The sequence below is a fragment of the Rathayibacter sp. PhB1 genome (assembly GCF_004362935.1).
GTDB lineage: Bacteria > Actinomycetota > Actinomycetes > Actinomycetales > Microbacteriaceae > Rathayibacter > Rathayibacter festucae.
In genome coordinates this window covers 134,530-157,733 of record NZ_SNYD01000006.1, presented here as the reverse complement: position 1 = coordinate 157,733, position 23,204 = coordinate 134,530, and the positions used below count along the sequence as shown (strand labels likewise).

The following is a 23,204-nucleotide window of genomic DNA, read 5'->3' as shown; positions in this document are numbered from 1 at the left end:
GTGGAGCTGATCGAGGTCCGCTCGCTCGAGGATCCGCGGCTGCGTGACTACGCGCACGCCACGGACGTCGCGCTGAAGAACGCCCGCGGACCGCACGGGCTCTACCTCGCGGAGTCGGCGCTGGTGCTCGAGCGGGCGCTCGCCGCCGGGCACCGGGCGCGCTCGGTGCTCTCGCTCGGCGGCTCGGTCGAGGAGGCCGAGCGGCTGCTCGGCGACCGCGACGTCCCGGTGTTCACCGGGCCCGGCGAGCTGCTGGCCGAGCTGACCGGCTACACGCTGCACCGCGGCCTGATCGCCGCGCTGGACCGGCCCGTCCTGGCCGACCCGGCGGAGCTGCTCGCCGGCGCGCGCCGCGTGGTCGTGCTCGAGAACGTGGTCGACCCGACCAACGTCGGCGCGATCTTCCGCTCGGTCGGCGCGATCGGCGCCGACGCCGTGCTGGTGACCCCGCGCTGCTCCGACCCCTTCTACCGCCGGGCGATCCGCGTCAGCATGGGCACGGTGCTCCAGGTGCCGTGGACGCGGGTAGGCGACTGGCCGAGCACGCGCGCGCTGCTGCACGAGGCCGGCTTCACCATCGCCGCGATGGCGCTCACGCCGGACGCGGTGCCGCTGCGCGAGTTCGCGGCGGCCGCACCGGAGCGGGTCGCGCTCGTGCTCGGCACCGAGGGGGAGGGGCTCACCGCGGAGGCGCTGGCCGCCGCGGACGTCGCGGTGCAGATCCCGATGCGGCACGGGATCGACTCGCTGAACGTCGCGGCGGCGAGTGCGGTCGCGATGTGGGCGCTCGCGGCGCCCTGACCCCCGTCAGGGCCGCGGCCCGTCGTTCCGCGCACCCCGGACGCCCCGGTCCGAGCGCCTGCGCTACGCTCGCCACGAACCCGGCCGGCACCGCTCCTCCGGCGCCCTGCCGTCCTCCGCCGTCATCCACTCCCGAGGTCGTCCATGCCCGAGCGCTCCCGGCTCCGCGCCGCCCGCCTGCCGTCGGCCGTCGCGGCCGTGCTGCTGCTGGCCCCGCTCGCGGGCTGCACGCTGGACCCGGCCGAGGTGCCCGACTCCGGTGCCACGCCCGCGCGGACCATCCGGGCGACCGAGCCGACGCCCGTCGCGACCGGAGCGGTGACAGAGGGCGACACGGTCTCGCAGCTGATCACCCGGTGCCTCGCGCGCTACGGCCTCAACGAGCGGCCCCCGGCGCCGGACGGCTCGCTCAGCGAGACGGAGTGGCTGGCCGCGCAGGAGGCGATCGCCGACTACGACCGCACCCTCACCGACTGCTCCGCCGAGGTGCTCTCCACCGACGCGCCCGCCCCGACGATCGCCCCCTGATGCGGGTCGAGGGCTGCGCGGCGCTGGTCTCCGGGGGAGCCTCGGGGCTCGGGGCCGCAACGGCGCGAGCCCTCGCCGAGGCCGGAGCGCGAGTCGTCGTGCTCGACCTGCCAGCGGCGCTCGACAGCGCCGACCTGCCGGAGTCGGTCCTGCGGATCTCGGGCGACGTCCTCGACGCCGACGCGGTCCAGCGGGCCGTGACAGCCGCCGAGGGGCTGCGGATCGCCGTGACCTGCGCCGGCGTCGCCACGCCGGGCCGGCTCCTCGGCCGCGACGGACCGCTGGCGCTCGACGCCTTCGAGCGCGTCCTCCGGATCAACACCGTCGGCACGCTGAACGTCCTGCGGCTCGCGGCGGCCGCGATCGCCGAGGGCGAGCCGGTCGAGGGGGAGCGCGGGGTCCTGATCACCACGGCGTCGATCGCGGCCTTCGAGGGGCAGATCGGGCAGGCGGCCTACGCCGCCTCGAAGGGTGCCGTGGCCGCGCTGACCCTGCCGCTGGCGCGCGAGCTGGCGGCCGCGCTGATCCGCGTCGTCTCGATCGCGCCCGGCACCTTCGACACCCCGCTGCTCGCCGGGCTGCCGGAGGCGGCGCGCGCCGCCCTCGGCGAGGCGGTGCCGCACCCGGCCCGGCTCGGCCGGCCGTCGGAGTTCGCCGCGCTCGTGCGCCACGTGATCGAGAACCCGATGCTCAACGGCGAGGTGATCCGCCTCGACGGCGCGCTGCGGATGCCGCCGCGCTGACCGGGCCGGGGCCGCGCTCAGACCAGCAGCTGGTGCTTGGCCAGGTCGCGGTAGAGCGGCGTCGACTCGACGAGCTCGGAGTGCGTGCCGATCCCGACGACCTCGCCCTTCTGCAGCACCACGATCTGGTCGGAGTCGACGACCGTCGAGAGGCGGTGCGCGATGACGAGCAGCGTGCGGTTCTCGGCCACGGCGTCGATCGCGAGGCGCAGGCGCTGCTCGTTGAGGCCGTCCAGGCTCGAGGTGGACTCGTCGAGCAGCAGGATCGGCGGGGCCGCGAGGAGCGCGCGCCCGATGGCGAGGCGCTGGCGCTCTCCGCCCGAGAGCATGACGCCGCTCTCGCCGACGGGCGCGTTCAGTCCGAGCGGGTTGCGCTCGAGCACGTCGGTGAGGTTCACGGCCTCGAGCACCCGCAGGCAGTCCTCGTCGGAGGCGTCCGGTCGGCCGAGCACGAGGTTCTCGCGGAGGGTGCCGGCCAGCACCGGCGCGTCCTGCTCGACGTAGCCGATCTGGGCGCGGAGAGCGTCGCGGTCGATGGCGGTGATGTCGACGCCGCCGAGCCGGACGACGCCGGCCTCGGGGTCGTAGAAGCGCTCGATCAGCGCGAGGATCGTGCTCTTGCCGGCGCCGGACGGGCCGACCAGGGCGGTGCGCTTGCCGCGCGGGACGGTGAACGAGACGCCGCGCAGGACGGTGCGGTCGCGGGCATCCTCGTCGGCGTCGAGGGCCTTCTCGTCGTAGGAGAAGACGACGTCGTCGAAGGCGATCGCGGAGTCCGCGACGCCCGGGCCGAGCCCGCCGCCGTCGCGCTCGCCGTCGCCCTCGATCGGCAGGTCGATGATCTCCTGGATCCGGCCGAGCGCGCCGAGCGCCGAGTTGACCGAGGTGATCGCGCCGATGAAGTTGCCGAGCGGCATCACCATCATGAAGAGGAAGAGGATGAACGACACCAGCTGGGCGATGTCGATCGCCCCGGAGGCGACGCGGTAGCCGCCGACGCCGAGCACGGCGAGGAAGGCGACCTGCATCGCGATCCCGGCCACCGGGACGACGAGCGCCGAGATGTGCGCGACGCGGATGCCGAGGCGGTAGGCCTCGGTCGCGTGGGTGTCGACGACGGCGATCTCGCGGTCGGTGGCGCCCGCGGCGCGGATGGTGCGGACGGCGCTGATCGCGCGCTCGACGGCGGCGGCGAGATCGCCGACCTTCTCCTGCGCCTTCCGGCTGGCGACGCGGATGCCGCGGCCGAGGGTCAGCGCGGCGCCGAGGGCGACGGCGACGACGACCACGATGATCAGCAGGAGGACCCAGTCGATGATCGCCATGGCGACGATCGCGCCGACGAAGAGCAGCGAGCCGGCGATCGAGTCGACGAGGCCCTGGGTGAGCACGGCGCGCAGCAGCGTGGAGTCGGAGCCGACGCGGGAGACGAGGTCGCCGGTGCGGCGGGCGTCGAACTCGCGGATCGGCAGGCGGAGCAGCCGCGCGACGAGGCGGCGGCGGCTGGAGAGGACGATGCCCTCGCCGGTGCGCTGGAGGAGGTAGTGCGCGAAGCCCGAGATGAGGCCGGAGGCGACGACGAGCACGAGGAGCGCCCAGACCAGCGGGCCGAGGTCGAGGCCGTCCTGCACGCGGGTGATGACCTGGCCGACGACGAGCGGCTGGGCGAGGCTGGCGGCGGCGCCGAAGAGGCTGAGCACCACCACGACCGAGAGGATGCCGCGGTGCTCCAGCAGGTAGGGGACGAGCTGCGAGAAGGAGGCGCGGGGTCCGTCGTCCTTGCCGCGGCGAGGCCGCCGTCCGCCGCGCGTGCTCTCCGTGGTGCTGCTCATCGCTCGTTCGTCCTCGCTCACGCCTTGCCGTACTTCTTGTGGACCGCCGTCCATCTTGCCCCTTCGTGGCTGCGAACCGGCCCTCGATCGGGACGGGAAGCCGTGCTGATCGAGTGGCCCGCGGAGCGGGCGCATCGAGATCCGACGGCGTCTGAACGCGAGTCTGCAGACCCGCCCAGTCGGGGACGGTGGGTCTCGATACGCCCCTGCGGGGCTACTCGACCAGCATGAAGGGGTCGACCGGCATGAAGGGTCGACCGGCATGAAGGGTCGACCGGCATGAAGGGCCGGCGCCGCTTCCTTTCGCACGGGCCCGGAGACGGGTCCGGCCCGCCGGGGGAACCGACGGGCCGGACAGGCAGTGAGCAGGAGCGTCCTACGACACGTTGTCGTGGTACGCCGTGTGCTGCGTCTCCTTCGAGAGCAGCAGCGCGATGAGCGTGAGCACCGCCGCGCCGCTGAGGTAGAGGCCCACCAGCAGCGTGCTGCCGCCGGCCGACTGCCAGAGCGCCACCGCGATGATCGGCGCGAGCGCCGCTCCGAGGATCGACGCCAGGTTGTACGACATCGCCGAACCGGTGTAGCGGACGTTGGTCGGGAACAGCTCGGGCAGGACGGCGCCCATCGGGCCGAAGGTGAGTCCCATCAGCGTGAAGCCGAGGATCAGCACCGCCATGACGCCGGCGAAGCCTCCGCTGAACAGCGGGACGAAGAGCAGGCCGAAGACGAGGATCGCCGAGGTGACGACGAGCAGAGTGCGGCGGCGGCCGAACTTCTCGGCCAGCGGGCCGGAGACGAGGGTGAAGATCCCGAAGAAGACGACGCCGACGATCAGCATGATCAGGAAGTCGTTGCGGCTGTAGCCGAGGCCCGGGGTCGCCGCGTCGGAGGGCGTGGTGCCGTAGGTCAGCGTGAACGTGGTCATCAGGTAGAAGAGCACGTAGGTCGCCAGCATGATGAACGTGCCGAGGATGAGCGGGCGCCAGCTCGTCTTGAAGACGCGGGCGAGCGGCAGCTTGGCCACCTCGCCGTTGTCGACGACCTTCTGGAACGCGGGGGTCTCGACGAGCTTGAGGCGCACGTAGAGGCCGACGATCACCAGCACGGCGCTCGCGAGGAACGGCACGCGCCAGCCCCAGGCGGCGAAGGTCTCGTCGCTCATGGTGCTCGCCAGCACGAAGAAGAGCACATTCGCGACGATGAAGCCGATCGGGGCGCCGAGCTGGGGGAACGTGCCGTAGATTGCGCGCTTGTTGGCGGGGGCGTTCTCGGTCGCGAGGAGCGCGGCGCCGGACCACTCGCCGCCGAGGCCGAGGCCCTGGCAGAAGCGCATCACGACGAGCAGGAACGGAGCGAGGAACTCCCAGCCCGGCGTGAGGGCGGTCGGCAGGCAGCCGATCAGGAAGGTCGCGATGCCCATCGTGAGCAGCGAGGCGACGAGGGTCCCCTTGCGGCCGACGCGGTCGCCGAAGTGGCCGAAGATGATCGACCCGATCGGGCGGGCGATGAAGGCGACGCCGAAGACCGCGAAGGAGGCGAGGAGGGCGACCGCCGGGTCCTCGTTGACGAAGAAGAGCGACGGGAAGACCAGGACGGCGGCCGTCGCGTAGGCGTAGAAGTCGTAGAACTCGATCGAGGTGCCGATGAGGCTCGCCAGGATGACCCGGCCCCGGGAGTTCTGCGGGGCGGCGGCGGGAGCGTCGGCTGCGGTACGGGAAGAAGACATGGAAGAGGGCTGCTCCGGTGGAGGGGTCTCCCGGTGCCGGCGGGGGCGGCGTCGATCGGGCGCTGCGGGCCGCGGGGGCCGAGGGGGAGGGAGGGTAGGGCCGCTCGTGACGACCCGCCCACTTTACTCCGGGTCTTCTCAGCAAGAGCGCCTCTCCGCGAAGTGCGCCGACGCCCCCGACAAGGGGGGAGTCGGCGCTCGGGGTCGCGGCTAGCCGCGGAGCTCGCGGAGGACGAGCGCGGTCGCGATCGCCGCCTCCGCCGCCTCGCGGCCCTTGTCCTCCTTCGAGCCGGGCAGGCCGGCGCGGTCGATGCCCTGCTGCTCGGTGTCGAGGGTGAGCACGCCGAAGCCGACCGGCTTGCCGGTCTGGATCGAGACGTTCGTCAGGCCCGAGGTCGCCGCGTCCGAGACGTACTCGAAGTGCGGGGTGCCGCCGCGGATGATGACGCCGAGGGCGACCACCGCGTCGGCGCCGGCCTCGAGGGCGGCCTTCGCGGCCACCGGCAGCTCGAACGAGCCCGGGACGCGCACGAGCGACCAGGAGGCGCCGGACTCGTCGAGCGCGGCCTTCGCACCGGCGATCAGCCCGTCGCTGATCTGCTGGTGCCAGGTCCCCGCGACGACGACGACGCGGAGGCCGCTCCCGTCGACGGGGGAGGTGGTGGGGGCGCCGCTACCGGCCATGGCTTACTCCTTCGGTGTCGCGCCGGCGGGTCCGGCGTCGAGGGGGTCGAGTCCGACGAGGGGGTCGAGATCGCTGAAGTGGCCCATCCGGTCGCGCTTGGTCGCGAGGTAGCCCTGGTTGAAGGCGCCGACGCCGGCCACCAGCGGCACGCGCTCGGACACGGTGATGCCGCGGTCGGTGAGCTGGCGCACCTTCTCCGGGTTGTTGGTGAGCAGGCGGACGTCGGTGACGCCGAGGTCCTCGAGGATGCCGACGGCGGCGCCGTAGTCGCGGGCGTCGGCGGGCAGGCCGAGGGCGAGGTTGGCGTCGAGGGTGTCGAGCCCGTCCTCCTGGAGGCGGTAGGCGCGGAGCTTGTTGATCAGGCCGATGCCGCGGCCCTCGTGCCCGCGGAGGTAGATCACGACGCCGCCGTCGCGCTGGATCGTGTCGAGCGCGGCGTCGAGCTGCGGTCCGCACTCGCACTTCAGCGAGCCGAAGGCCTCGCCGGTGAGGCACTCGGAGTGCACCCGCACGAGCGTGCCGTGACCGTCGCCGATGTCGCCCGCCACGACGGCGACGTGGTCGGCGCCGGTCTGGCGGTCGCGGTAGGCGCGCAGCTGGAACGGCCCGTGCGTGGTCGGCACGGTCGTCTCGACCTCGAAGATCACCCGCGGGGTGTCCCGGGCGGGCTCCACGCTCGAGGCGTCCAGCTCGGCGTGGTGCTCCTCGAGGTAGGCGATCAGGGCGGCCACCGTGGTGACCGGCACGCCCTCGCGCTCGCCGAGCGCGATCAGGCCGGGGAGGCGCATCATCTCGCCGTCCTCCGCCACGATCTCCGAGATGGCGCCGACGGGCTCGAGCCCGGCGAGCTTCATCAGGTCGACCGCCGCCTCCGTGTGCCCGTCGCGCTCGCGCACGCCGCCCTCCACGGCGCGCAGCGGCAGGATGTGGCCGGGCCGGTGCAGTCGCGCCGGGGTCGCCTCCGGGTCGGCCAGCACGCGGAGCGTGTGCGCGCGATCGGACGCGCTGATGCCGGTGGAGAGACGGTCGGCGGCGTCGACCGAGATCGTGTACGCGGTGCCGCGCGGGTCCTCGTTGTCGACGACCATCAGCGGGAGCTCCAGGCGGTCGGCGATCTCGTTCGTCATCGGCGCGCAGATGAAGCCGGAGGAGTGGCGCACCATCCAGGCGATCGTCTCCTGGCTGGCGAGCTGGGCCGAGACGATGACGTCGCCCTCGTTCTCGCGGCCCTCGTCGTCGGCGACGATGATCGGCCGGCCGGCGCGGAGGGCAGCGACGGCCTCGGGGATCGTGGCGAGGCTCATGCCCGGCCTCCTTCGTCGGCGGCGGACCGCAGCGCGAGCATCCGCTCGACGTGGCGGGCGAGGATGTCGGTCTCGATGTTGACGCGGTCGCCGACGGCGCGGGCGCCGAGGGTGGTGGCGGCCAGGGTCTCGGGGATGAGCGAGACCTCGAACCACTGCTCCGGCTCGGTGGCGGGGCTGATCGCCGAGACGGTCAGCGAGACGCCGTCGACCGCGATCGAGCCCTTGTCGGTGACCAGGGGAGCGGCCGCGGCGGGGAGGGAGAAGCGCAGCACGCGCCAGGCGTCGCCGGGCGTGACCGCGAGCAGCGTCGCGGTGCCGTCGATGTGGCCCTGGACGATATGGCCGCCGAGGCGGTCGCCGACCAGCGCCGCGCGCTCCAGGTTGACGGGGTCGCCGACCGCGACGTCGTCGAGCGTGGACATCCGCAGGGTCTGCGCCATCACGTCGGCGGTGAAGCCGTCCGCCGACTGGTCGACGACGGTGAGGCAGACGCCCGAGACCGCGATGGAGTCGCCGTGCCGGGCGCCCTCGACGGCCAGGGGACCGCGCACGGTCAGGCGGATCGCGTCGGTCCCTGCCGAGACGGCCGTGACGACGCCGACCTCCTCGATGATTCCGGTGAACATCAGGACTCCTTCTGCGGGGCGGTGCGCCGGGCGGGGGAGCCCGGCCGGGCGGTGACGAGGAGGTCGCCGCCGAGGACCTCCACGGAGCGGAGGTCGAGGCGGTGCGCGCCGGCGATGCTCTCGACGCCCAGGTCGTCGAGGGCGAGGCGCGGGCCACCGAGCAGCGCCGGGGCGAGGTAGACGAGGAACTCGTCGACGAGTCCGCCGGCGACGAGGGCGGAGGCCAGCGTCGGGCCGCCCTCGACGTAGACGTGGCGGATCTCGGCGTCGTAGAGGCGGTCGAGGACCGCGGCGAGGTCGTGGGTGCGCTCGAGGACCGGGGGGCGCGGGTGCTCGAGGACGCGGGCGCCGACGGGGACGGCGCGGGTGCCGACGACGACGGGAAGCGGCTGCGCGGCGAGGAGCTCGCCGGCGTCGCCGCGGGCGGTGAGGCTCGGGTCGTCGGCGAGGACCGTGCCGGTGCCGACGAGGATCGCGTCCGCTGCGGCGCGCTGCTCGTGCACGCGCTGCCGGGCCGCGGCGCCGGTGATCCAGCGGCTGCTGCCGTCGGCGGCGGCGGTGCGGCCGTCGAGCGTAGACGCCCACTTGAGGGTCACCCAGGGGCGGCGGCGGCGGGTCGCGGCGAGCCAGACGTGCAGGAACTCCTCCGCCTCCTCGGCGAGGACGCCCTCGATCACGTCGACGCCGGCCGCGCGCAGGGTGTCGCCGCCGCCGGCCGAGCGGTCGCCGGGATCGCCGACGGCGTAGACGACGCGGGCGACGCCGGCGTCGATCAGCGCCCGGCTGCAGGGGCCGGTGCGGCCGGTGTGGTTGCAGGGCTCGAGGGAGACGACGGCGGTGGCGCCGGTCGCGGCGCCGGGGGCGAGGGCGGAGAGGGCGTCGACCTCGGCGTGCGCGGTGCCGGCGCCGTGGTGCCAGCCCTCGGCGAGGACGGTGCCGTCGGGCGCGAGGAGGACGCAGCCGACGCGCGGATTCACGCCGCGGGCGGGGCCGCGCTCGGCGAGGGCCAGCGCCCTGCGCATCGCGTGCTCGAAGTCGATCGTCATTCCCGGTTCCGTTCGTCGCCGAACTCCGGGGTGCGAGCGGCGGTGCGCGGGCACCGTCGTTCAGCGCCGCGCTCGCGCGCGACGCTCGTGCTGCCTCCCATCCGGACTTTCACCGTCGGTCCCGGAATTCCACCAGGTCAACCGCCTCCCACCGAAGTGGTCAGCGGCTCGCGGACTGTCACCGCCGGTTCGGACTCTCACCGACCCCGGAGCACGTTGTATCCCCGTCAGCCTACTCACCGCGGCTGGGAGCGGGGTCTCGCGGCGTCATGCTCGCCGGCGGCGGGGTCTCGATACGCGCTTCGCGCTACTCGACCGGCATGGGTCGCTCATGCTGATCGAGTAGCCCTCGGAGAGGGCGTATCGAGATCCGCCGTCGTCCGGTGAGTGGGTCTCGATACGCGCTTCGCGCTACTCGACCAGCATGGGAAGGGCTGCGGCGGCATCGTGCTCGCCGGCAGGCGGGCCCCTGCCCTCCTGCACGGTCGGCTCGCTCCTGCTGATCGAGTAGCCCTCGGAGAGGGCGTATCGAGATCGACCGTCGGTCGGTGGGCGGGCCTCGATACGCGCTTCGCGCTACTCGACCAGCATGCTGCCGCCGCGCGGGTCAGGACTGGTCGGCGGCGGCGACGTGCTCGGCGTGGGCGCCGTGCTCGTCGTAGTGGTCGCCGTGCAGGGCGTGGCGGTGGGTGCCGTGCGCGTAGTCGACGTGGTCGTCGTGCTGGACGGTGGTGTGGCCGCAGCCGTCGCCGTGCTGGTGCTCGGTGAGGTCGTGCTCGGCGTGGAGGTCGGTGCTGCTCATGGTGCTGCCTTTCGAGGAACGCGGCCACCGGTCGGCGGCCAGGACCAGTGGACCAGATCCATAAACACATCGCAATACATTCTGGTAATCGAGAGTGATGATCATCCGCAGCAGCGGGCTACCCTCGAGGCGATGGACGAGGACAGGTACGGGCAGGACGTGCTCGCCGGGAACTGGCGGGCGAAGAACACGGTCGAGGTCGCGGTGGTCGAGGCCGAGCGCGATCTCGTGGTCGAGGAGGTCGCCTCCGGCTTCGTCGGCGCGGTCGTCGGCGTCGAGCTGCGGATGGTGAAGCTCGAGGACCGCTTCGGCAAGGTCCGCGTCTTCCCGATCGGCCCCGGCTTCCTCATCGACGGCAAGCCGGTGTCGCTCAAGGCCCCCGGTCTCAAGCGCGACGCGAACCTCGGCCGCGCGCGCTCCGCCTCCGGCTCCTTCCACGTCGCGGACGCGAAGGCGCGCGTCGCGCTGCCGAGCCGCATCTACGTCGAGGGCCGGCACGACGCCGAGCTGGTCGAGAAGGTCTGGGGCCACGATCTGCGGATCGAGGGCGTCGTCGTCGAGTACATCGAGGGCGTCGACAACCTCGACGAGCTGGTCCGTGCCTTCGCCCCCGGGCCCGGACGGCGGATCGGCGTGCTCGTCGACCACCTCGTCCGCGGATCGAAGGAGTCGCGGATCGCCGACGCGGTCGCCGCCGGCCCGCACGGCGCACACGTCCTCGTCGTCGGCCATCCCTTCGTCGACGTCTGGCAGGCGGTCAAGCCGGCCCGCGTCGGCCTCGAGCGCTGGCCCGACGTGCCGCGCTCGATCGAGTGGAAGAAGGGCATCTGCCAGGCGCTCGGCTGGCCGCACGACGAGCAGGCCGACATCGCGCGCGCCTGGCAGCGCATCCTCGGGCAGGTCCGGACCTTCAAGGACCTGGAGCCCGCGCTGCTCGGCCGGGTCGAGCAGCTGATCGACTTCGTGACGGAGCCGGCATGACCCGCCGCGCCGGGCTCGGCCTGGCGGTGGACGTCCTCCTCGTCGCGGTCTTCGTGCTGATCGGGCGGCGGACGCACGACGGCGACTCGGTGCTCGAGGGCTTCCTCGTGACGCTCTGGCCCTTCCTCGCGGCGCTGCTGCTCGGCTGGGTGATCGCGCGCGCCTGGCGGACGCCGGATCGCATCGTCGTCTCCGGAATCGTGGTCTGGGTCGTGACGGTGGCCGGCGGGATGCTGCTGCGGGTGCTCTCGGGGCAGGGCGTGCAGCTGAGCTTCGTGGTCGTCACGACGATCGTGCTCGGGGTGTTCCTGCTCGGACGCCGCGCGCTCAGCCGGCGGATCGGGCGACGGCGCGCGTAGAGCGGGCGGCGGGCTTCAGCCGAGGACCCGCACGCCGAAGTGCTCGGCGAACAGCGGCAGCATCAGGCTGAGCTGCAGCTCCGTGAGCGCGACGCCGCGGAGCCCGTCGAGACCGCCGAGCACGTGCAGCTCGGCGCCGCGCAGGTCGAGGTCCTGGATCCTCGCGCCGGGCAGCTCGAGGGAGCGGACGTCGCAGTCGGTGAAGGCCACTCGCGAACCGGTGGCCCCGCCGAGGTCGAGCTCGTCGATCGTGCAGCGCTCGAAGAGGACGTCGCGCAGGGTCGCTCCGCGCAGGTTGACGTAGCCGAGCTTGCAGTCCGAGATCCGGACCTGCTCGAAGGTGCTCTCGTAGAGCTCGGCCGAGCCCAGCCGGGAGGAGGCGAGCTCGATCGAGCGCCAGCGGCTGCGGGGCGCGGACAGCCCGGGCACGTCCAGCCGCTCGAGCCGCGATTCCACGAGGGAGGCGGCGCGCAGCTGCGCCCGCTCGAGGACCACGCCGTCGAGCACGCACTCGCTGAACGACGCGGCCGTCAGGTCGGCGCCGGTGAGGTCGACGCCGTCGAAGCGGAGGCCCTCCGCGTGCTCCCGAGCGCCGGTGTCGCCGGCGTAGCCCTCCGCGAGGCCGTCGAGGAGGAGCGGATCGAAACGGGGGGCGGGGAGGGCGGCGCGCACCCGGCGAGCCTACGCGGCGAGCACCTGCGCACCGCCCACCGGCGAGCCTCTGCGCGCGAGCGGGGCCCGGCGGTGAGAGCATGACCGCATGCCCCGACTCCTCGCCGTCTGCCGCGTCGACCGCCTGCTCCCGGACCCGGGCCTGGTCGGCGTGACCGCCATCGACAAGCGCCCCGTCGAGGGGCCGGTCGTCATCCGCGATCTCGGCGTCTACGCCGACGTGCAGGCCGACCGCGCGCACCACGGCGGCGAGGCGAAGGCCCTCTACGCCTACGCCCGCGAGGACGCCGAGTGGTGGGCGGAGCGGCTCGGCTACGAGATGCCCCCCGGACGGTTCGGCGAGAACCTGCGCGTCGAGGGGCTCGAACTCACCGGCGCCGTGATCGGCGAGCGCTGGCGGATCGGCGAGAAGGTCGAGGTCGAGGTGACGATGCCGCGGACGCCGTGCGCGACCTTCCAGCGCGTGCTCGGCGAGCCGCACTGGGTCAAGCGCTTCGCCGACGAGGGGCGCACCGGCGCCTACCTGCGGGTCCTGCACCGGGGGAGCATCGAGGCCGGCGACGCGATCGAGCTGCTCTCGCGCCCGGAGCGCGCCGTGCCGCTGCGCCGCTGGTTCGTCGAGCGCCGCGCCGACGACGCGCAGACCCTCCTCGACGCCGAGGCCGCCGGCGAGCTGCGCCTCGCCGCCGACCTGCGCCCGTACGTCGAGCGCGCGCTCGCCTGACCCGCGGTCCGTCTCGATACGCCGTTCCACGGCGGAGCGGCCGGAAACAGCTTGTTGATCGAGTAGCCCTCGGAGAGGGCGTATCGAGATCCACCGTCGTCGGGTGGGTGGGTCTCGATACGCCGCTGCGCGGCTACTCGACCAGCATGGAAGGGCCGCTGCGCGGCTTCTCGACCAGCATGGAGGGTCCGCTGCGCGGCTGCTCGCGCGGCAGGGACGGCCGCTGCGCGTCCGCTCAGCGGGATCAGCATGCTGATCGAGTAGCCCTCGGAGAGGGCGTATCGAGATCCACCGTCGTCGGGTGGGTGGGTCTCGATACGCCGCTGCGCGGCTACTCGACCAGCATGGAGAAAGCGCTGCGCGCCTGGTCTGCCGGCGTGAAGGGGTCGCCGCGCGACTACTGGGCCGCGGCGGTCCGGCGCAGGAAACTCGGGGAGGATGGGGGGATGAGTCTGACGCTGCTCGAACGGATGCCGACGCCCGACGCCGACGGGCGCGTCGACGACGACGCGGTGTACCTGGCGTTCACGGAGTGGGCCGAGGCGCGCGGGCTGCCGCTGTACCCGGCGCAGGACGAGTCGATGATCGAGATCTCGTCGGGGGCGAACCTGATCTTGTCGACGCCGACGGGCACCGGGAAGTCGCTGGTCGCGATCGGGGCGCACGCCGCCGCGCTCGCGAACGGGCGGCGCAGCTACTACACCGCGCCGATCAAGGCGCTCGTCTCGGAGAAGTTCTTCGCGCTGGTCGACGTCTTCGGCGCCGCGAACGTCGGCATGGTGACCGGCGACTCCTCGGTGAATCCGGACGCGCCGATCATCTGCTGCACCGCCGAGATCCTCGCGAACCTGGCGCTCCGGCACGGCGCCGAGACCGACGTCGACCAGGTCGTGATGGACGAGTTCCACTTCTACGCCGACCCTTCCCGCGGCTGGGCCTGGCAGGTGCCGCTGCTGACGCTGCCGCACGTGCAGTTCGTGCTGATGTCGGCGACGCTCGGCGACGTGACGGCGCTCGCCGCGGACCTCACCCGGCGGACGGGGCGCGAGACCGCGACGGTCACCGGGGTCGAGCGGCCGGTGCCGCTGCACTTCTTCTACGAGATCGCGCCGATCCACGACTCGATCGAGGAGCTGCTCTCGACGAACCAGGCGCCGGTCTACATCGTGCACTTCTCCCAGGCCGCCGCGCTCGAGCGCGCGCAGGCGCTGACCAGCGCGAACATCGCCACCCGCGAGCACCGCGACCGCATCGCCGAGGTGATCGGCGGCTTCCGCTTCACGACCGCGTTCGGCAAGACCCTCTCGCGCCTGCTCCGGCTCGGGATCGGCGTGCACCATGCGGGCATGCTGCCGAAGTACCGCCGCCTGGTCGAGCAGCTGGCCCAGCAGGGCATGCTGCGCGTGATCTGCGGCACGGACACCCTCGGTGTCGGCATCAACGTGCCGATCCGGACGGTGCTGCTCAGCGCGCTGACCAAGTACGACGGCGTGAAGAGCCGCCAGCTCTCGGCCCGCGAGTTCCACCAGATCGCCGGGCGGGCCGGCCGCGCGGGCTACGACACCGCGGGCACCGTGGTGGTGCAGGCGCCCGAGCACGAGTCGGAGAACCGCAAGGCGCTCGACAAGATGGGCGACGACCCGAAGAAGCGGCGCAAGTGGGTCGGCAAGCGCGCGCCGCAGGGCTTCGTCAGCTGGGGCGAGCCGAGCTTCCGCAAGCTCGTCGACGCCGAGCCCGAGACGCTCACCTCGCACATGACGATCACCTCGTCGATGCTGCTCAACGTGATCGCTCGCGGCGGCGACGTCTTCGCGAACGTGCACGCGCTGATCTTCGACAACCACGAGCCGTGGAAGCGGCAGCTGCAGCTGGCCCGACGGGCGCTGGGCATCTACCGCACGCTCCGCACCGCGGAGGTGGTCGAGCAGATCGTCGACGCCGACGGCGTGGTCCGCATCCGGCTGACCGTCGACCTGCAGCCGAACTTCGCGCTCAACCAGCCGCTCTCGCCGTTCGCTCTCGCCGTGTTCGACGTGCTCGACCCGGAGTCGCCGACCTTCGCGCTGGACGTGATCTCGGTGCTCGAGGCGACGCTCGACGACCCGCGGCAGATCCTCGGCGCCCAGCAGTTCCAGGCGCGGGGCGACGCGGTCGCCGCGATGAAGGCGGACGGCATCGAGTACGAGGAGCGGATGGAGCTGCTCGAGAGCGTCACCCACCCGAAGCCGCTCCAGGAGCTGCTCGAGGCGACCTTCGAGTCCTACACCGCCGTGCAGCCGTGGGTGCGCGACTTCGAGCTCTCGCCCAAGTCGGTCGTGCGCGACATGTACGAGCGCGCGATGTCGTTCGGCGAGTACTGCGCGTTCTACAAGCTCTCCCGCTCGGAGGGCCTGGTGCTGCGCTACCTCTCCGACGCGTTCCGGGCCGCCCGGCAGACCATCCCGGACGAGATCAAGAACGAGGAGCTGCACGATCTGATCGAGTGGCTCGGCGAGCTGGTGCGCCAGGTCGACTCCTCGCTGGTCGACGAGTGGGAGGAGCTGGTCAACCCGGCCCTGCACGCCGCAGACCAGGCGATCGTGCCGCCCGCTCCGCGCCTGCTCACCGCGAACCACCGCGCCTTCCGGGTGCTGGTGCGCAACGAGCTGTTCCGCCGGGTCACCCTCGCGGCCCTCGACGACCACGAGGCGCTCGGCGAGCTGGACGCGGCGGCCGGCTTCGACGCCGACGCCTGGGGCGAGGCGCTCGACGACTACTACGACGAGCACGACTCGATCGGCATCGGCCCGGACGCGCGCGGACCGAAGATGCTGCTCGTCACCGAGACGCCGACCGAGTGGCGGGTGCGGCAGATCCTGGACGATCCGGCCGGCGATCACGACTGGGGGATCTCCGCCACGGTCGATCTCGCGGAGTCGGACGAGGCGGGCGCCGCGGTCGTGCGGGTCACCGCGGTCGGGCGGCTCGACGGCGCGAGCTGACGGCGCGAACCGACGGCCGGCGCGCGGCCGAAGACCGCGAGCCGCCACCGCGAACCGACGTCGGGCGCCGCACGTCGCGTTTTCCGCGACACATCGAGCCCTCATACTGGTTCGCGTGGCAACGGGATCAGGGGTCGCGCTCGTCGCGCGAGAGCGGCTCGCCTGGATCGACACGACCCGCGGCCTCGGCGTCCTCGCGGTCGTCCTCTTCCACGTCCTGATCTGGAGCTTCGCCACCGTCGCGGATCCGGGATCCTCGGTCGCCGCGCTCTGGGACCAGGTCGGCGGCTCGCTCGGACGCATCCGGATGCCGATCCTCTTCGCGCTGGCGGGGCTCTTGGCGCAGTCCGGTCTGCTGCGCGGCTGGCGTCGCGGCTCCGCGCGAGTGCGGCTCGTCTCGAACTACTACCTCTACGCGGTGTGGGTCGTGCTCTACGCCGTGTTCTTCGCCCTGCTCGCGCGCCCCGACTTCCCGCACTCGATCGACTCGCTCGACCGCGTCCTCCTGCAGTTCGTCTTCCCGACGACCACGCTCTGGTTCCTCTTCGCGCTCGCGCTCTACCCGCTCGTGCTGGTGCTGCTGCGGGCGCTGCGGGTGCCGTGGTGGGGGATCCTGCTGCTCGGCACCGCCGCCTGGTTCCTCGCGACGAACCTGCGGGTGATCCTCTTTGGCGACGCGCTGCTGGCCAACTTCGTCTTCTTCGCGCTCGGCGTCCTCGGTGCCGAGCAGCTGCGCCGCTTCTCGCGTCCGGGCGTGCTGGTGCTGCTCGTGCCGCTCGGGGTGTTCCTGGTGGCGGTCGTGAGCGGGCGCGTCCTCGACGGGGCGGCCGGGCAGATCGCGGGCTTCGTGGTGAGCGCGAGCGCGATCCCGCTCGCCGTGGCCTGCGCGGCTCTGCTCTGCCGCTGGGCGCCGGCGGCGCGGGTCGGCTCGGCGATCGGACGGCGGACGCTGCCGATCTACCTGCTGCAGGTGCCGCTGCTCGGGCTGTGGTCGCTCGTCGCGAACCCGGACGCCGCCTGGCTGACGGGGCTGCTCGAGAAGCCGGTGGCGGCGCTGCTCTACCCGCTGGTGCTCACGGCGGCGATCGTCGCGCTCTCGCTCGGGATCCGCCGGGCGCTCGCGCTGATCCCGGGGGATCCGCTCTTCACGGTGCCGGCGCCGCTCGTCGCGCTGGCGCGTCCGGCGCGGGCCGGGCGGCACGCGGGCTGAGCGCCGGCAGCCGCGCGCTCAGGCGGCGTGTCGGTCAGGCGGCCGGGTGATCAGGCGGTCGGCTGCTCAGCCGGTCGGCTGCTCAGCCGGTCGGCTGCTCGGCCGGTCAGGCCCAGATCTGGGCCAGGTACTCGCTCGTCACCTGCGGGCTGCGCTCGTGCACGTCGTCCGCGGTCCACTCCAGGATCGACTCGTCGATGATCCACTCGCCCTCCTTCGGGGCGGCACCGCTGGTCTCGTAGCCGGCGGTCGAGTTCGTCACCGACGCCCAGGTCGCGGCGCCCATCGGCCCGATGAAGGTGCTGTCGAGCGCCGAGCAGCCGAACTCGACGCCGGGGCCGTTCGAGGCGCCGAAGCTGCCGTCCTGGTCGGCCTCGTCCGGGACCGGGAAGACGCGCTTCACGACGTCCGCGCCGACGACCAGGCAGTGCTGGTAGCGCACGTTCTCGGCCGAGCCGATCTGGAACGCGGTGTTGGTCGAGGCGAAGTCGATGCAGTCGATGCTGGTGATGTCGCCGTAGTAGTTGCCGCCCTGGCCGGAGAACTGCACGGTGTCGGTGTGCGCGCCCGAGCCCTTCTCCTTGTACGCCGGGGCGGTGTAGCAGCCGATGCGGAAGATGTGGCGAAGGCCGCCCGCGCCGTCGGTGGGGGTGCGCATGCTCGAGACGTCCTCGTCGCGGAGCTGGGCGTCCGGGACGACCACCTCGACGAGCTCGACGTTCTCGGTGAAGTCGGTGCCGTCCACGCCGTAGACGTTGTAGGCGTTGGTGGTGATCCGCGCGAAGGCCGAGCTGCTGCAGCCGGAGGCGAGGAAGGCGCCGTTGGTGACGATGCCGACGAGCGCGACGTTGTAGACGCGGAGCAGGCGCCAGGAGTTGGCGGTGGTGACCGTGCCCCAGCCGTCGCGCGGGTAGACGAGGACACGGGTGTCGCGATCGAGCGTGCCGATGTCCTGCATCATCGGGGACGAGCTCGAGCCGGCGCCGCCGCCGGGCAGCTCGCCCGGTGCGACGAGGATGCGGACGGTGTCGGCGGGGCCCGCGGTGTCGAGCGCCGTGGTGATCGCCTCGCTGATCGCCGACCAGGAGCACTCCACCTCGACCTCGAGGTCGACGTCGCCGGTGAACCACGGGGTCCGCGAGGGCCAGTGGGTGCCGTTCGGGCCGAAGGAGGGCGTCGGAGTCGGGACGCCGGCCAGCAGGTCGAGCTCGGCGGCCGGGGTGCCCGGCTCGCCGGAGACGCCGGGCTGGTCGGGCTGCAGGGCGCGGTAGGCGGCGTAGCCGCCGCCGCCGAGGGCGACGAGGCCGAGGCCGGCGCCGACCGCGCCGAGCACGACGGCTCGGCGGGAGGGCCGCTTCGGCGGGAGCTCGTGGAACTGCGACGCGTCGAAGGGAGGCTGCGCGGAGGAGGGCGAGGAGGAGTCGGCCAAGGGTGTCCAAACCGTCAGTGGGCGGTGCCGGAGGCGGCACGCCTCGGGTCCGGCGCGCCACGCTGTGCCGTGAGCGCAGCCGTCGGGACGTCGGCGCGCTCGACACGCACCCTAGCAGCCGGGGTCGACGGGACTCCTGGGAGGGGGGTGCCGGGTGGGGCCGGGGCTGTCGGTGGGTGGGTCTCGATACGCCGCTGCGCGGCTACTCGACCAGCATGGTGCGGCGGCATGGTGAGCGGGCGATGCGCTGCATGCTGATCGAGTAGCCCGCGGAGCGGGCGTATCGAGATCCGCCGGCGTCGGAACGGGGGCCGCAGAACCGCCCTGCTGGGGACGGTGGGTCTCGATACGCCGCTGCGCGGCTACTCGACCAGCATGGAGCGGGCGTGCGGCTGCGCGACCAGCAGGGAGCGGGCGTGCGGCTGCTCGACCAGCATGCAGGCGGGCGTCTCTTCCGAGGCGACCGGGGTCAGCGGCCGCGGAGCTCGCGCTTGCGCATCTGGGCGGCGATGTCGGCCTCGGTGATCTCCTTCTTCGCCGGGCCCCAGAGGGCGGCGGCCTGGCTGACCACCCCGATGCCGATGCCGAGCATCGGCCAGATCGGCCAGAAGTAGCCGTCGGCGCCGGTCGCGAACCAGACGCCGGTGGTGATCGCGGAGACGCTCGCCCAGCCGCCGACCGAGCCGGCGAAGTCGCGGCGGCGCTTGAGGTCCTTGACGGCCTGCGCCCGCTCGATGTCCTCGGGGCGGGCGAGCTCGGCCTCCGCCGGCGTCTCGGCGCCGTTCTCGGCGGGCGGCTGCGCTGCGGAGCTCCGCTCGACCCCGGTCGCCGACGGCTGATCGCGCCGGGCCGACGGGTCCGGGGACCCCCAGACGTTGTCGCTCATGACACCCCTCCGCTCGTTCCGCCCAGCCTACGCAGGCGGGCGGTCGAGGGCACGGCCCGCCTCAGGGGAGGTCGGGCTGGCAGTGCGGGCACCACCAGGTGCGCCGCTGCTCCGGGTCGTCGCGGACCTCGGGACGGACGAGGACCGTGGTGCCGCAGCGCAGGCACGGCCGGCCGGCGCGGCCGGCGACTCAGTGCCGCTCCCCGCGGCGGGTGTCTCCGGTGGTGGTCTGGAACATCCCGGGCACGGTCACCGAGGCGCGCAGGCCCCGGGCGGCGGTCGCGACCAGGGCGCGGACGTCGACGGTGCCGACGGGCCGCCAGGGGAAGAGCCCGCGGAGGAAGCAGACCTCGTTGGCCCAGAGGTTGCCGAGACCCGCCATCAGGCGCTGATCGAGCAGGGCGGCGACGACCGGCCGCTCCGGTGTGCGGGAGAGGCGGGCGACGGCCTCCTCCGCGCTCCAGTCGGCGCGGAGCGGATCCGGCCCGAGGTGGCCGACCGCGCGCGCCTCGTCGCGGGTCGGCAGCAGCTCGACGACGGGGAGGTCGACGCCCCAGAGGGTGACCCCGTCGTCGAGTCGGAGCCGGACGCGGACGTCCTTCTGCACGGCCCGCGGGACGGCGCGGCCGGGCGAGGTGACCGTCCACGAGCCCTGCATCCGGAGGTGGGTGTGCAGGGTCAGGTCACCGGAGAAGCGGGTGAGCAGGTGCTTGCCGTGCGTGTCGTGCTCGAGGATCCGCAGGCCCTCGAGCGAGCTGCCGGCCGCGTCGCCCGAGCGCAGCTCGCCGTCCGCCACGGTGCGGCCGTCCGCCGCCCGCCTCAGACGGGCGGCGAGACGGTGGACGCTGTCTCCCTCGGGCATGCTCCGCACTCTAGGAGCCGGACCCGCGCGACGTCAGGGGTGGCGCGACGAGGGCGGGCCCGCTTCTCAGCGGGCCCGCCCCGGCGGTCGGTCGTGCGCGGTGCTCTAGCGGGCGCTGTACGCCTGCTGGTAGGTGCGCTCCGTGCCGTCCTTCGCGGTGACCTCGATCGTCGCGGTGCCGGCCTTGATCGGGCGGAGCACCGTGAGGTAGGAGGTCGTGAACGACTGGCCGGGCTTCACCGAGCTCTTCGTCCGCGTGCCGTAGGGCGTCGAGATCTCGATCGCGACCGCCTCCGGGCCGTTGTTGACGGCCGTGACCGTCAGCGTGCGGAGCACGGCGAGGCGCGTGGTCTTCGCGCTGGTCGCGACGTCGATCACGGTCGCGGGCGCGGTCTCGGGCAGGTCCAGTCCGACGACGACCGGGTCGTGGTCGCTCGAGCGGTAGGCCGAGGTGTCGTAGAAGATCGTCGCGTTGTAGTCGTAGCGGCTGTACTCCAGCGCCACCGACTCCCCGCTGTTGATGTTCCAGGTGTCGACACCGGTCACGGTCGCGTCGGCCGCCGGGGAGGCGAAGACGTGGTCGAGCGAGCCGACCGCGCCGTCGAAGGAGTAGGAGTACTTCCCGTCCTTCGCGCCCTGGTCGATGTAGCCCGCGTCGCGCAGGACCTGGATCGGGTCCTCCTGCGAGTAGGCGTTGAAGTCGCCGAGCAGGTAGACGAGGTCCGTCGCCTTCTCGGTCTTCAGGCGGTCGGCGAACGCGACGAGCGCGGTGGCCTGGTTGACGCGGGAGGCGTTCGAGGCGCCCTGGCCGTCGCCCTGGTCCGCGTCGACTCCGGAGCCGGAGCCCTTCGACTTGAAGTGGTTCACGATCGCGACGAACTCGCTGGCGCTGTCGCCGATCAGGCGGAACTCCTGGGCGAGGGGCTTGCGGGCGTTGGAGAAGGCGACGCCGTCGTTCAGGATGACGGATTCGCCGACCGGCTCGATGACGGCCTTCTTGTAGATGAACGCGGTGCGGATGACGTCCTCGTCCGCGAGCGCGGGGAGGGCGGCGGGCGAGGGCACGTAGGCCCACAGCTCCGAGCCGGCGGCGGAGTTGAGCGCGGCGGTCAGCGTGGCGAGGGCCTCGTCGCGCGGCTTGCCGAACTTGGCCGAGTTCTCGATCTCCTCGAGCGAGACGACGCCGGCGCCGAGGCTGTTGATCGCGGTGACGATCTTGGCCTGCTGGCGCTCGAGGTCGTCCGCGTTCGCGGCGCCGCGGGCGTCGCAGCCGCTCTTGACCGTGACGGGGTCGCCGTCGCGGTCGGTGTAGAAGGTGCAGCCGGTGATCGAGTCACCCGTGGTGGAGAAGTAGTTGAGCACGTTGAAGGACGCGATCGAGAGGTCGCCGCCGACGGCCTCGGGGGCCGCCTCGCGGGTGTTCGCGAAGGTCGCGGGCTGGACGGTCGCGGCGTTCTCGACGGTCAGCTGCGTCGTCGGCTGGAAGGACCAGCCGCCGTTGCGGTAGTCGAGGACGACCGGGGTCGTGAAGGTCGCCGGGGCGCCCACGCGGATCGGCTCGGCCGGGGTGAGGTAGGGCAGCGGGATCGCCTTGTTCGCGGCGGCGCCGAGGAAGTTGATCGAGGCGCCGTCGTCGAGGACGATCGCGCGGGCGGCGTTGTCGGCGACGACCGCGGCCAGCTCGGGCGTTCCGGGGCGGGCGACCTCGGTCGGGGTCAGCAGCGGCGAGTCGCCGGCGGCGAGGCCGACGGAGCCGAAGCTGTTGAGGTCGAAGGTGTCGGTCACGGTGAACGCGCCCTGCGGGGCGATCAGCATGCTCTCGAGCGTCTCGCGCTCCTCCGTGGAGCGCGGCAGGCCGACGGCGGCCGGGACCGGCGCGACGGCCGGGGTGCCGAGCTTCTCGACGGTCGCGGCCGAGGTCGGGGTGAGCTCGGTGAGGCCGTTGAACTCGCTGACGGCGCCGGTGATGCGCAGGTTGTCGCCGATCGCGACCGCGCCGACCGAGGCGGAGGAGTAGACGAAGACGGCGTCGGAGGCGGTGCGGCCGGTGGTCTGCGCGCCGGTGCCGGCGGTCTGGATCACGTAGCCGTTGTAGCCGCCGGTGGCGTAGCGCGCGGTGACGACGCCGATGGTGGTGACGGTCTGCCCGACGAGCGGCGACGCGGCTCCGGTGCCCTGGATCTCGGCGATCGCGACGGTCGGCGCGGTGGTGGGCGGCGTCGTCGGGGGAGCCGTGGGCGTCGCGGTGGGGGTCGCGGTGGGGGTCGGCGTCCCGGTCGGCGCGGGCGTCGGCTCCGGGGTGGCGCCGCCGCCGGCGGACTCGGGGGTCATCGCGCCGACGGTGAAGTCGGCGGCGTTGGAGTCGGTGTCGCCGGTCGCGGAGTCGGCGCGCGCGATCGACTCGGTCAGCGTCGGCGCGGTGGCGGCCGCCGACTCGAAGGTGTTGGAGGTGCCGTAGCCGAGCAGGTCGAGGACCGCGTCGGGCTGCTCGGCGGTGCCGGTCGGCGGGGCGACGAGGGTCGCGGTGCCCTCGACCAGGAAGAGCGTGCCGCCCGCGGCCGCGATGTTGAGGCCGTTCGCGGTCTGGTCGGCGGCGGGGAGCGGCGCGCCGTTGCTGCCGTTGCTCGCACCGGCGATCAGGAAGTGGCCCTCGGCGGGGACGGTGCCGGTGAGCGCGACGGTCGTCGTCGGATTCGCTGTGCCGGTGGCCGAGCGGTACTGCAGCGAGAGGCCGGACAGCGCGACGTCGGCGCCGGTCGGGTTGTAGAGCTCGACGAAGCGGTTGCTGTAGGTCGCGCCGGCCGAGCCGCCGCGGGCGAAGACCTCGCTGATGACCAGCTCGTCGCCGCTCGGAGCAGCGGTGGCGGGAGTCGCGACCAGCGGCGACGCGACGAGGGCCAGGCCGGCGAGGGCCGCGAGCGCGAGACCTCTCCGGGGTGCGCGGGCGCGGGGCCTCTGCGCGAGGAGGTCGGGGGAGTCGGGCATGGTGGTCCTCTCGATCGCC

Annotated in this window: 20 protein-coding genes and 1 riboswitch; of the genes, 8 read left to right on the top strand and 12 right to left on the bottom strand. The window is 73.2% G+C overall.

Annotated elements, in window-relative coordinates:
* The 3 genes from EDF17_RS16290 (at position 1) to EDF17_RS16280 (ending at position 2,072) form a co-directional block, all read left to right on the top strand.
* Entirely contained in the window at positions 1 to 801 is an 801-nt protein-coding gene (locus EDF17_RS16290) for an RNA methyltransferase (RefSeq protein ID WP_123447675.1), read from the top strand.
* Between the two features lie 144 nt (positions 802 to 945).
* A complete protein-coding gene (locus EDF17_RS16285) occupies positions 946 to 1,329 on the top strand; it encodes a hypothetical protein (RefSeq protein ID WP_123447674.1) in 384 nt (127 codons plus the stop codon).
* Positions 1,329 to 2,072 (top strand): SDR family NAD(P)-dependent oxidoreductase, encoded by a 744-nt coding sequence (locus EDF17_RS16280; protein WP_123447673.1) that lies wholly within the window; start codon positions 1,329 to 1,331, stop codon positions 2,070 to 2,072. Before EDF17_RS16285 ends, EDF17_RS16280 begins: the two co-directional genes overlap by 1 nt.
* Positions 2,073 to 2,089: 17 nt before the next feature.
* Here EDF17_RS16280 and EDF17_RS16275 read toward each other — a convergent pair whose 3' ends face one another.
* From EDF17_RS16275 to EDF17_RS16245, 7 genes are all read right to left on the bottom strand, one after another.
* Positions 2,090 to 3,904 (bottom strand): ABC transporter ATP-binding protein, encoded by a 1,815-nt coding sequence (locus EDF17_RS16275; RefSeq protein ID WP_123447672.1) that lies wholly within the window; start codon positions 3,902 to 3,904, stop codon positions 2,090 to 2,092.
* Positions 3,905 to 4,280: 376 nt separating this feature from the next.
* The gene (locus EDF17_RS16270) at positions 4,281 to 5,630 is read right to left on the bottom strand and encodes an MFS transporter (RefSeq protein ID WP_123447671.1); all 1,350 of its coding nucleotides are present in this window, start codon (positions 5,628 to 5,630) and stop codon (positions 4,281 to 4,283) included.
* Between the two features lie 210 nt (positions 5,631 to 5,840).
* A complete protein-coding gene (gene ribH, locus EDF17_RS16265; protein WP_123447670.1) occupies positions 5,841 to 6,314 on the bottom strand; it encodes a 6,7-dimethyl-8-ribityllumazine synthase in 474 nt (157 codons plus the stop codon).
* Positions 6,315 to 6,317: 3 nt separating this feature from the next.
* Positions 6,318 to 7,619, bottom strand: coding sequence for a GTP cyclohydrolase II (gene ribA / locus EDF17_RS16260; RefSeq protein ID WP_123447669.1), 1,302 nt, complete (start codon positions 7,617 to 7,619; stop codon positions 6,318 to 6,320).
* A complete protein-coding gene (locus EDF17_RS16255; protein ID WP_123447668.1) occupies positions 7,616 to 8,248 on the bottom strand; it encodes a riboflavin synthase in 633 nt (210 codons plus the stop codon). Before EDF17_RS16255 ends, ribA begins: the two co-directional genes overlap by 4 nt.
* Complete coding sequence (gene ribD, locus EDF17_RS16250; protein ID WP_243732936.1) at positions 8,248 to 9,294, bottom strand: bifunctional diaminohydroxyphosphoribosylaminopyrimidine deaminase/5-amino-6-(5-phosphoribosylamino)uracil reductase RibD; 1,047 nt, start codon at positions 9,292 to 9,294, stop codon at positions 8,248 to 8,250. Before ribD ends, EDF17_RS16255 begins: the two co-directional genes overlap by 1 nt.
* 84 nt (positions 9,295 to 9,378) lie before the next feature.
* Positions 9,379 to 9,512, bottom strand: a riboswitch (FMN riboswitch).
* 389 nt (positions 9,513 to 9,901) lie between these two features.
* Positions 9,902 to 10,096: a zinc transporter permease gene (locus EDF17_RS16245; RefSeq protein ID WP_123447667.1), complete on the bottom strand. Its 195-nt coding sequence runs from the start codon at positions 10,094 to 10,096 to the stop codon at positions 9,902 to 9,904.
* 132 nt (positions 10,097 to 10,228) lie between these two features.
* On the opposite strand from EDF17_RS16245, the gene EDF17_RS16240 reads away from it, so the two are divergent.
* Together EDF17_RS16240 and EDF17_RS16235 are read left to right on the top strand one after the other, a co-directional pair.
* On the top strand, positions 10,229 to 11,077 hold the full coding sequence (locus EDF17_RS16240) for a DUF3097 domain-containing protein (protein WP_123447666.1): 849 nt from the start codon (positions 10,229 to 10,231) through the stop codon (positions 11,075 to 11,077).
* A complete protein-coding gene (locus EDF17_RS16235) occupies positions 11,074 to 11,436 on the top strand; it encodes a DUF3054 domain-containing protein (protein WP_123447665.1) in 363 nt (120 codons plus the stop codon). Before EDF17_RS16240 ends, EDF17_RS16235 begins: the two co-directional genes overlap by 4 nt.
* A gap of 15 nt (positions 11,437 to 11,451) precedes the next feature.
* On the opposite strand, the gene EDF17_RS16230 is transcribed toward EDF17_RS16235, so the two are convergent.
* Positions 11,452 to 12,108 (bottom strand): pentapeptide repeat-containing protein, encoded by a 657-nt coding sequence (locus EDF17_RS16230; protein WP_123447664.1) that lies wholly within the window; start codon positions 12,106 to 12,108, stop codon positions 11,452 to 11,454.
* A gap of 88 nt (positions 12,109 to 12,196) precedes the next feature.
* Here EDF17_RS16230 and EDF17_RS16225 point away from each other — a divergent pair, with 88 nt between their 5' ends.
* The 3 genes from EDF17_RS16225 to EDF17_RS16215 all read left to right on the top strand — a co-directional run bounded on the left by EDF17_RS16225 (position 12,197) and on the right by EDF17_RS16215 (position 17,023).
* Entirely contained in the window at positions 12,197 to 12,832 is a 636-nt protein-coding gene (locus EDF17_RS16225; protein WP_123447663.1) for an MOSC domain-containing protein, read from the top strand.
* A 446-nt stretch (positions 12,833 to 13,278) separates the two neighbouring features.
* Positions 13,279 to 15,813 (top strand): DEAD/DEAH box helicase, encoded by a 2,535-nt coding sequence (locus EDF17_RS16220; protein WP_123447662.1) that lies wholly within the window; start codon positions 13,279 to 13,281, stop codon positions 15,811 to 15,813.
* Positions 15,814 to 15,928: 115 nt separating this feature from the next.
* On the top strand, positions 15,929 to 17,023 hold the full coding sequence (locus EDF17_RS16215; RefSeq protein WP_166649717.1) for an acyltransferase: 1,095 nt from the start codon (positions 15,929 to 15,931) through the stop codon (positions 17,021 to 17,023).
* Positions 17,024 to 17,129: 106 nt separating this feature from the next.
* Here EDF17_RS16215 and EDF17_RS16210 read toward each other — a convergent pair whose 3' ends face one another.
* The 4 genes from EDF17_RS16210 to EDF17_RS16195 form a co-directional block, all read right to left on the bottom strand.
* Positions 17,130 to 18,452, bottom strand: a complete 1,323-nt coding sequence (locus EDF17_RS16210) for a hypothetical protein (protein WP_123447660.1) — start codon at positions 18,450 to 18,452, stop codon at positions 17,130 to 17,132.
* A gap of 469 nt (positions 18,453 to 18,921) precedes the next feature.
* Positions 18,922 to 19,338, bottom strand: a complete 417-nt coding sequence (locus tag EDF17_RS16205; RefSeq protein ID WP_123447659.1) for a 2TM domain-containing protein — start codon at positions 19,336 to 19,338, stop codon at positions 18,922 to 18,924.
* A gap of 190 nt (positions 19,339 to 19,528) precedes the next feature.
* On the bottom strand, positions 19,529 to 20,200 hold the full coding sequence (locus tag EDF17_RS16200) for a DNA-formamidopyrimidine glycosylase family protein (RefSeq protein WP_243732935.1): 672 nt from the start codon (positions 20,198 to 20,200) through the stop codon (positions 19,529 to 19,531).
* A 105-nt stretch (positions 20,201 to 20,305) separates the two neighbouring features.
* Positions 20,306 to 23,185 (bottom strand): ExeM/NucH family extracellular endonuclease, encoded by a 2,880-nt coding sequence (locus tag EDF17_RS16195; RefSeq protein WP_123447658.1) that lies wholly within the window; start codon positions 23,183 to 23,185, stop codon positions 20,306 to 20,308.
* Between the last annotated feature and the right edge of the window lie 19 nt (positions 23,186 to 23,204).

Excerpts from the sequence above, each read along its gene's own strand:
- ribD (WP_243732936.1), bottom strand. The coding sequence starts at position 9,294 with ATGACGATCGACTTCGAGCACGCGATGCGCAGGGCGCTGGCCCTCGCC.
- EDF17_RS16220 (WP_123447662.1), top strand. The coding sequence starts at position 13,279 with ATGAGTCTGACGCTGCTCGAACGGATGCCGACGCCCGACGCCGACGGG.
- EDF17_RS16270 (WP_123447671.1), bottom strand. The coding sequence starts at position 5,630 with ATGTCTTCTTCCCGTACCGCAGCCGACGCTCCCGCCGCCGCCCCGCAG.
- EDF17_RS16200 (WP_243732935.1), bottom strand. The coding sequence starts at position 20,200 with ATGCCCGAGGGAGACAGCGTCCACCGTCTCGCCGCCCGTCTGAGGCGG.
- EDF17_RS16240 (WP_123447666.1), top strand. The coding sequence starts at position 10,229 with ATGGACGAGGACAGGTACGGGCAGGACGTGCTCGCCGGGAACTGGCGG.
- ribA (WP_123447669.1), bottom strand. The coding sequence starts at position 7,619 with ATGAGCCTCGCCACGATCCCCGAGGCCGTCGCTGCCCTCCGCGCCGGC.
- EDF17_RS16285 (WP_123447674.1), top strand. The coding sequence starts at position 946 with ATGCCCGAGCGCTCCCGGCTCCGCGCCGCCCGCCTGCCGTCGGCCGTC.
- EDF17_RS16235 (WP_123447665.1), top strand. The coding sequence starts at position 11,074 with ATGACCCGCCGCGCCGGGCTCGGCCTGGCGGTGGACGTCCTCCTCGTC.
- EDF17_RS16205 (WP_123447659.1), bottom strand. The coding sequence starts at position 19,338 with ATGAGCGACAACGTCTGGGGGTCCCCGGACCCGTCGGCCCGGCGCGAT.
- EDF17_RS16275 (WP_123447672.1), bottom strand. The coding sequence starts at position 3,904 with ATGAGCAGCACCACGGAGAGCACGCGCGGCGGACGGCGGCCTCGCCGC.
- EDF17_RS16225 (WP_123447663.1), top strand. The coding sequence starts at position 12,197 with ATGCCCCGACTCCTCGCCGTCTGCCGCGTCGACCGCCTGCTCCCGGAC.
- ribH (WP_123447670.1), bottom strand. The coding sequence starts at position 6,314 with ATGGCCGGTAGCGGCGCCCCCACCACCTCCCCCGTCGACGGGAGCGGC.
- EDF17_RS16255 (WP_123447668.1), bottom strand. The coding sequence starts at position 8,248 with ATGTTCACCGGAATCATCGAGGAGGTCGGCGTCGTCACGGCCGTCTCG.
- EDF17_RS16195 (WP_123447658.1), bottom strand. The coding sequence starts at position 23,185 with ATGCCCGACTCCCCCGACCTCCTCGCGCAGAGGCCCCGCGCCCGCGCA.
- EDF17_RS16245 (WP_123447667.1), bottom strand. The coding sequence starts at position 10,096 with ATGAGCAGCACCGACCTCCACGCCGAGCACGACCTCACCGAGCACCAG.
- EDF17_RS16280 (WP_123447673.1), top strand. The coding sequence starts at position 1,329 with ATGCGGGTCGAGGGCTGCGCGGCGCTGGTCTCCGGGGGAGCCTCGGGG.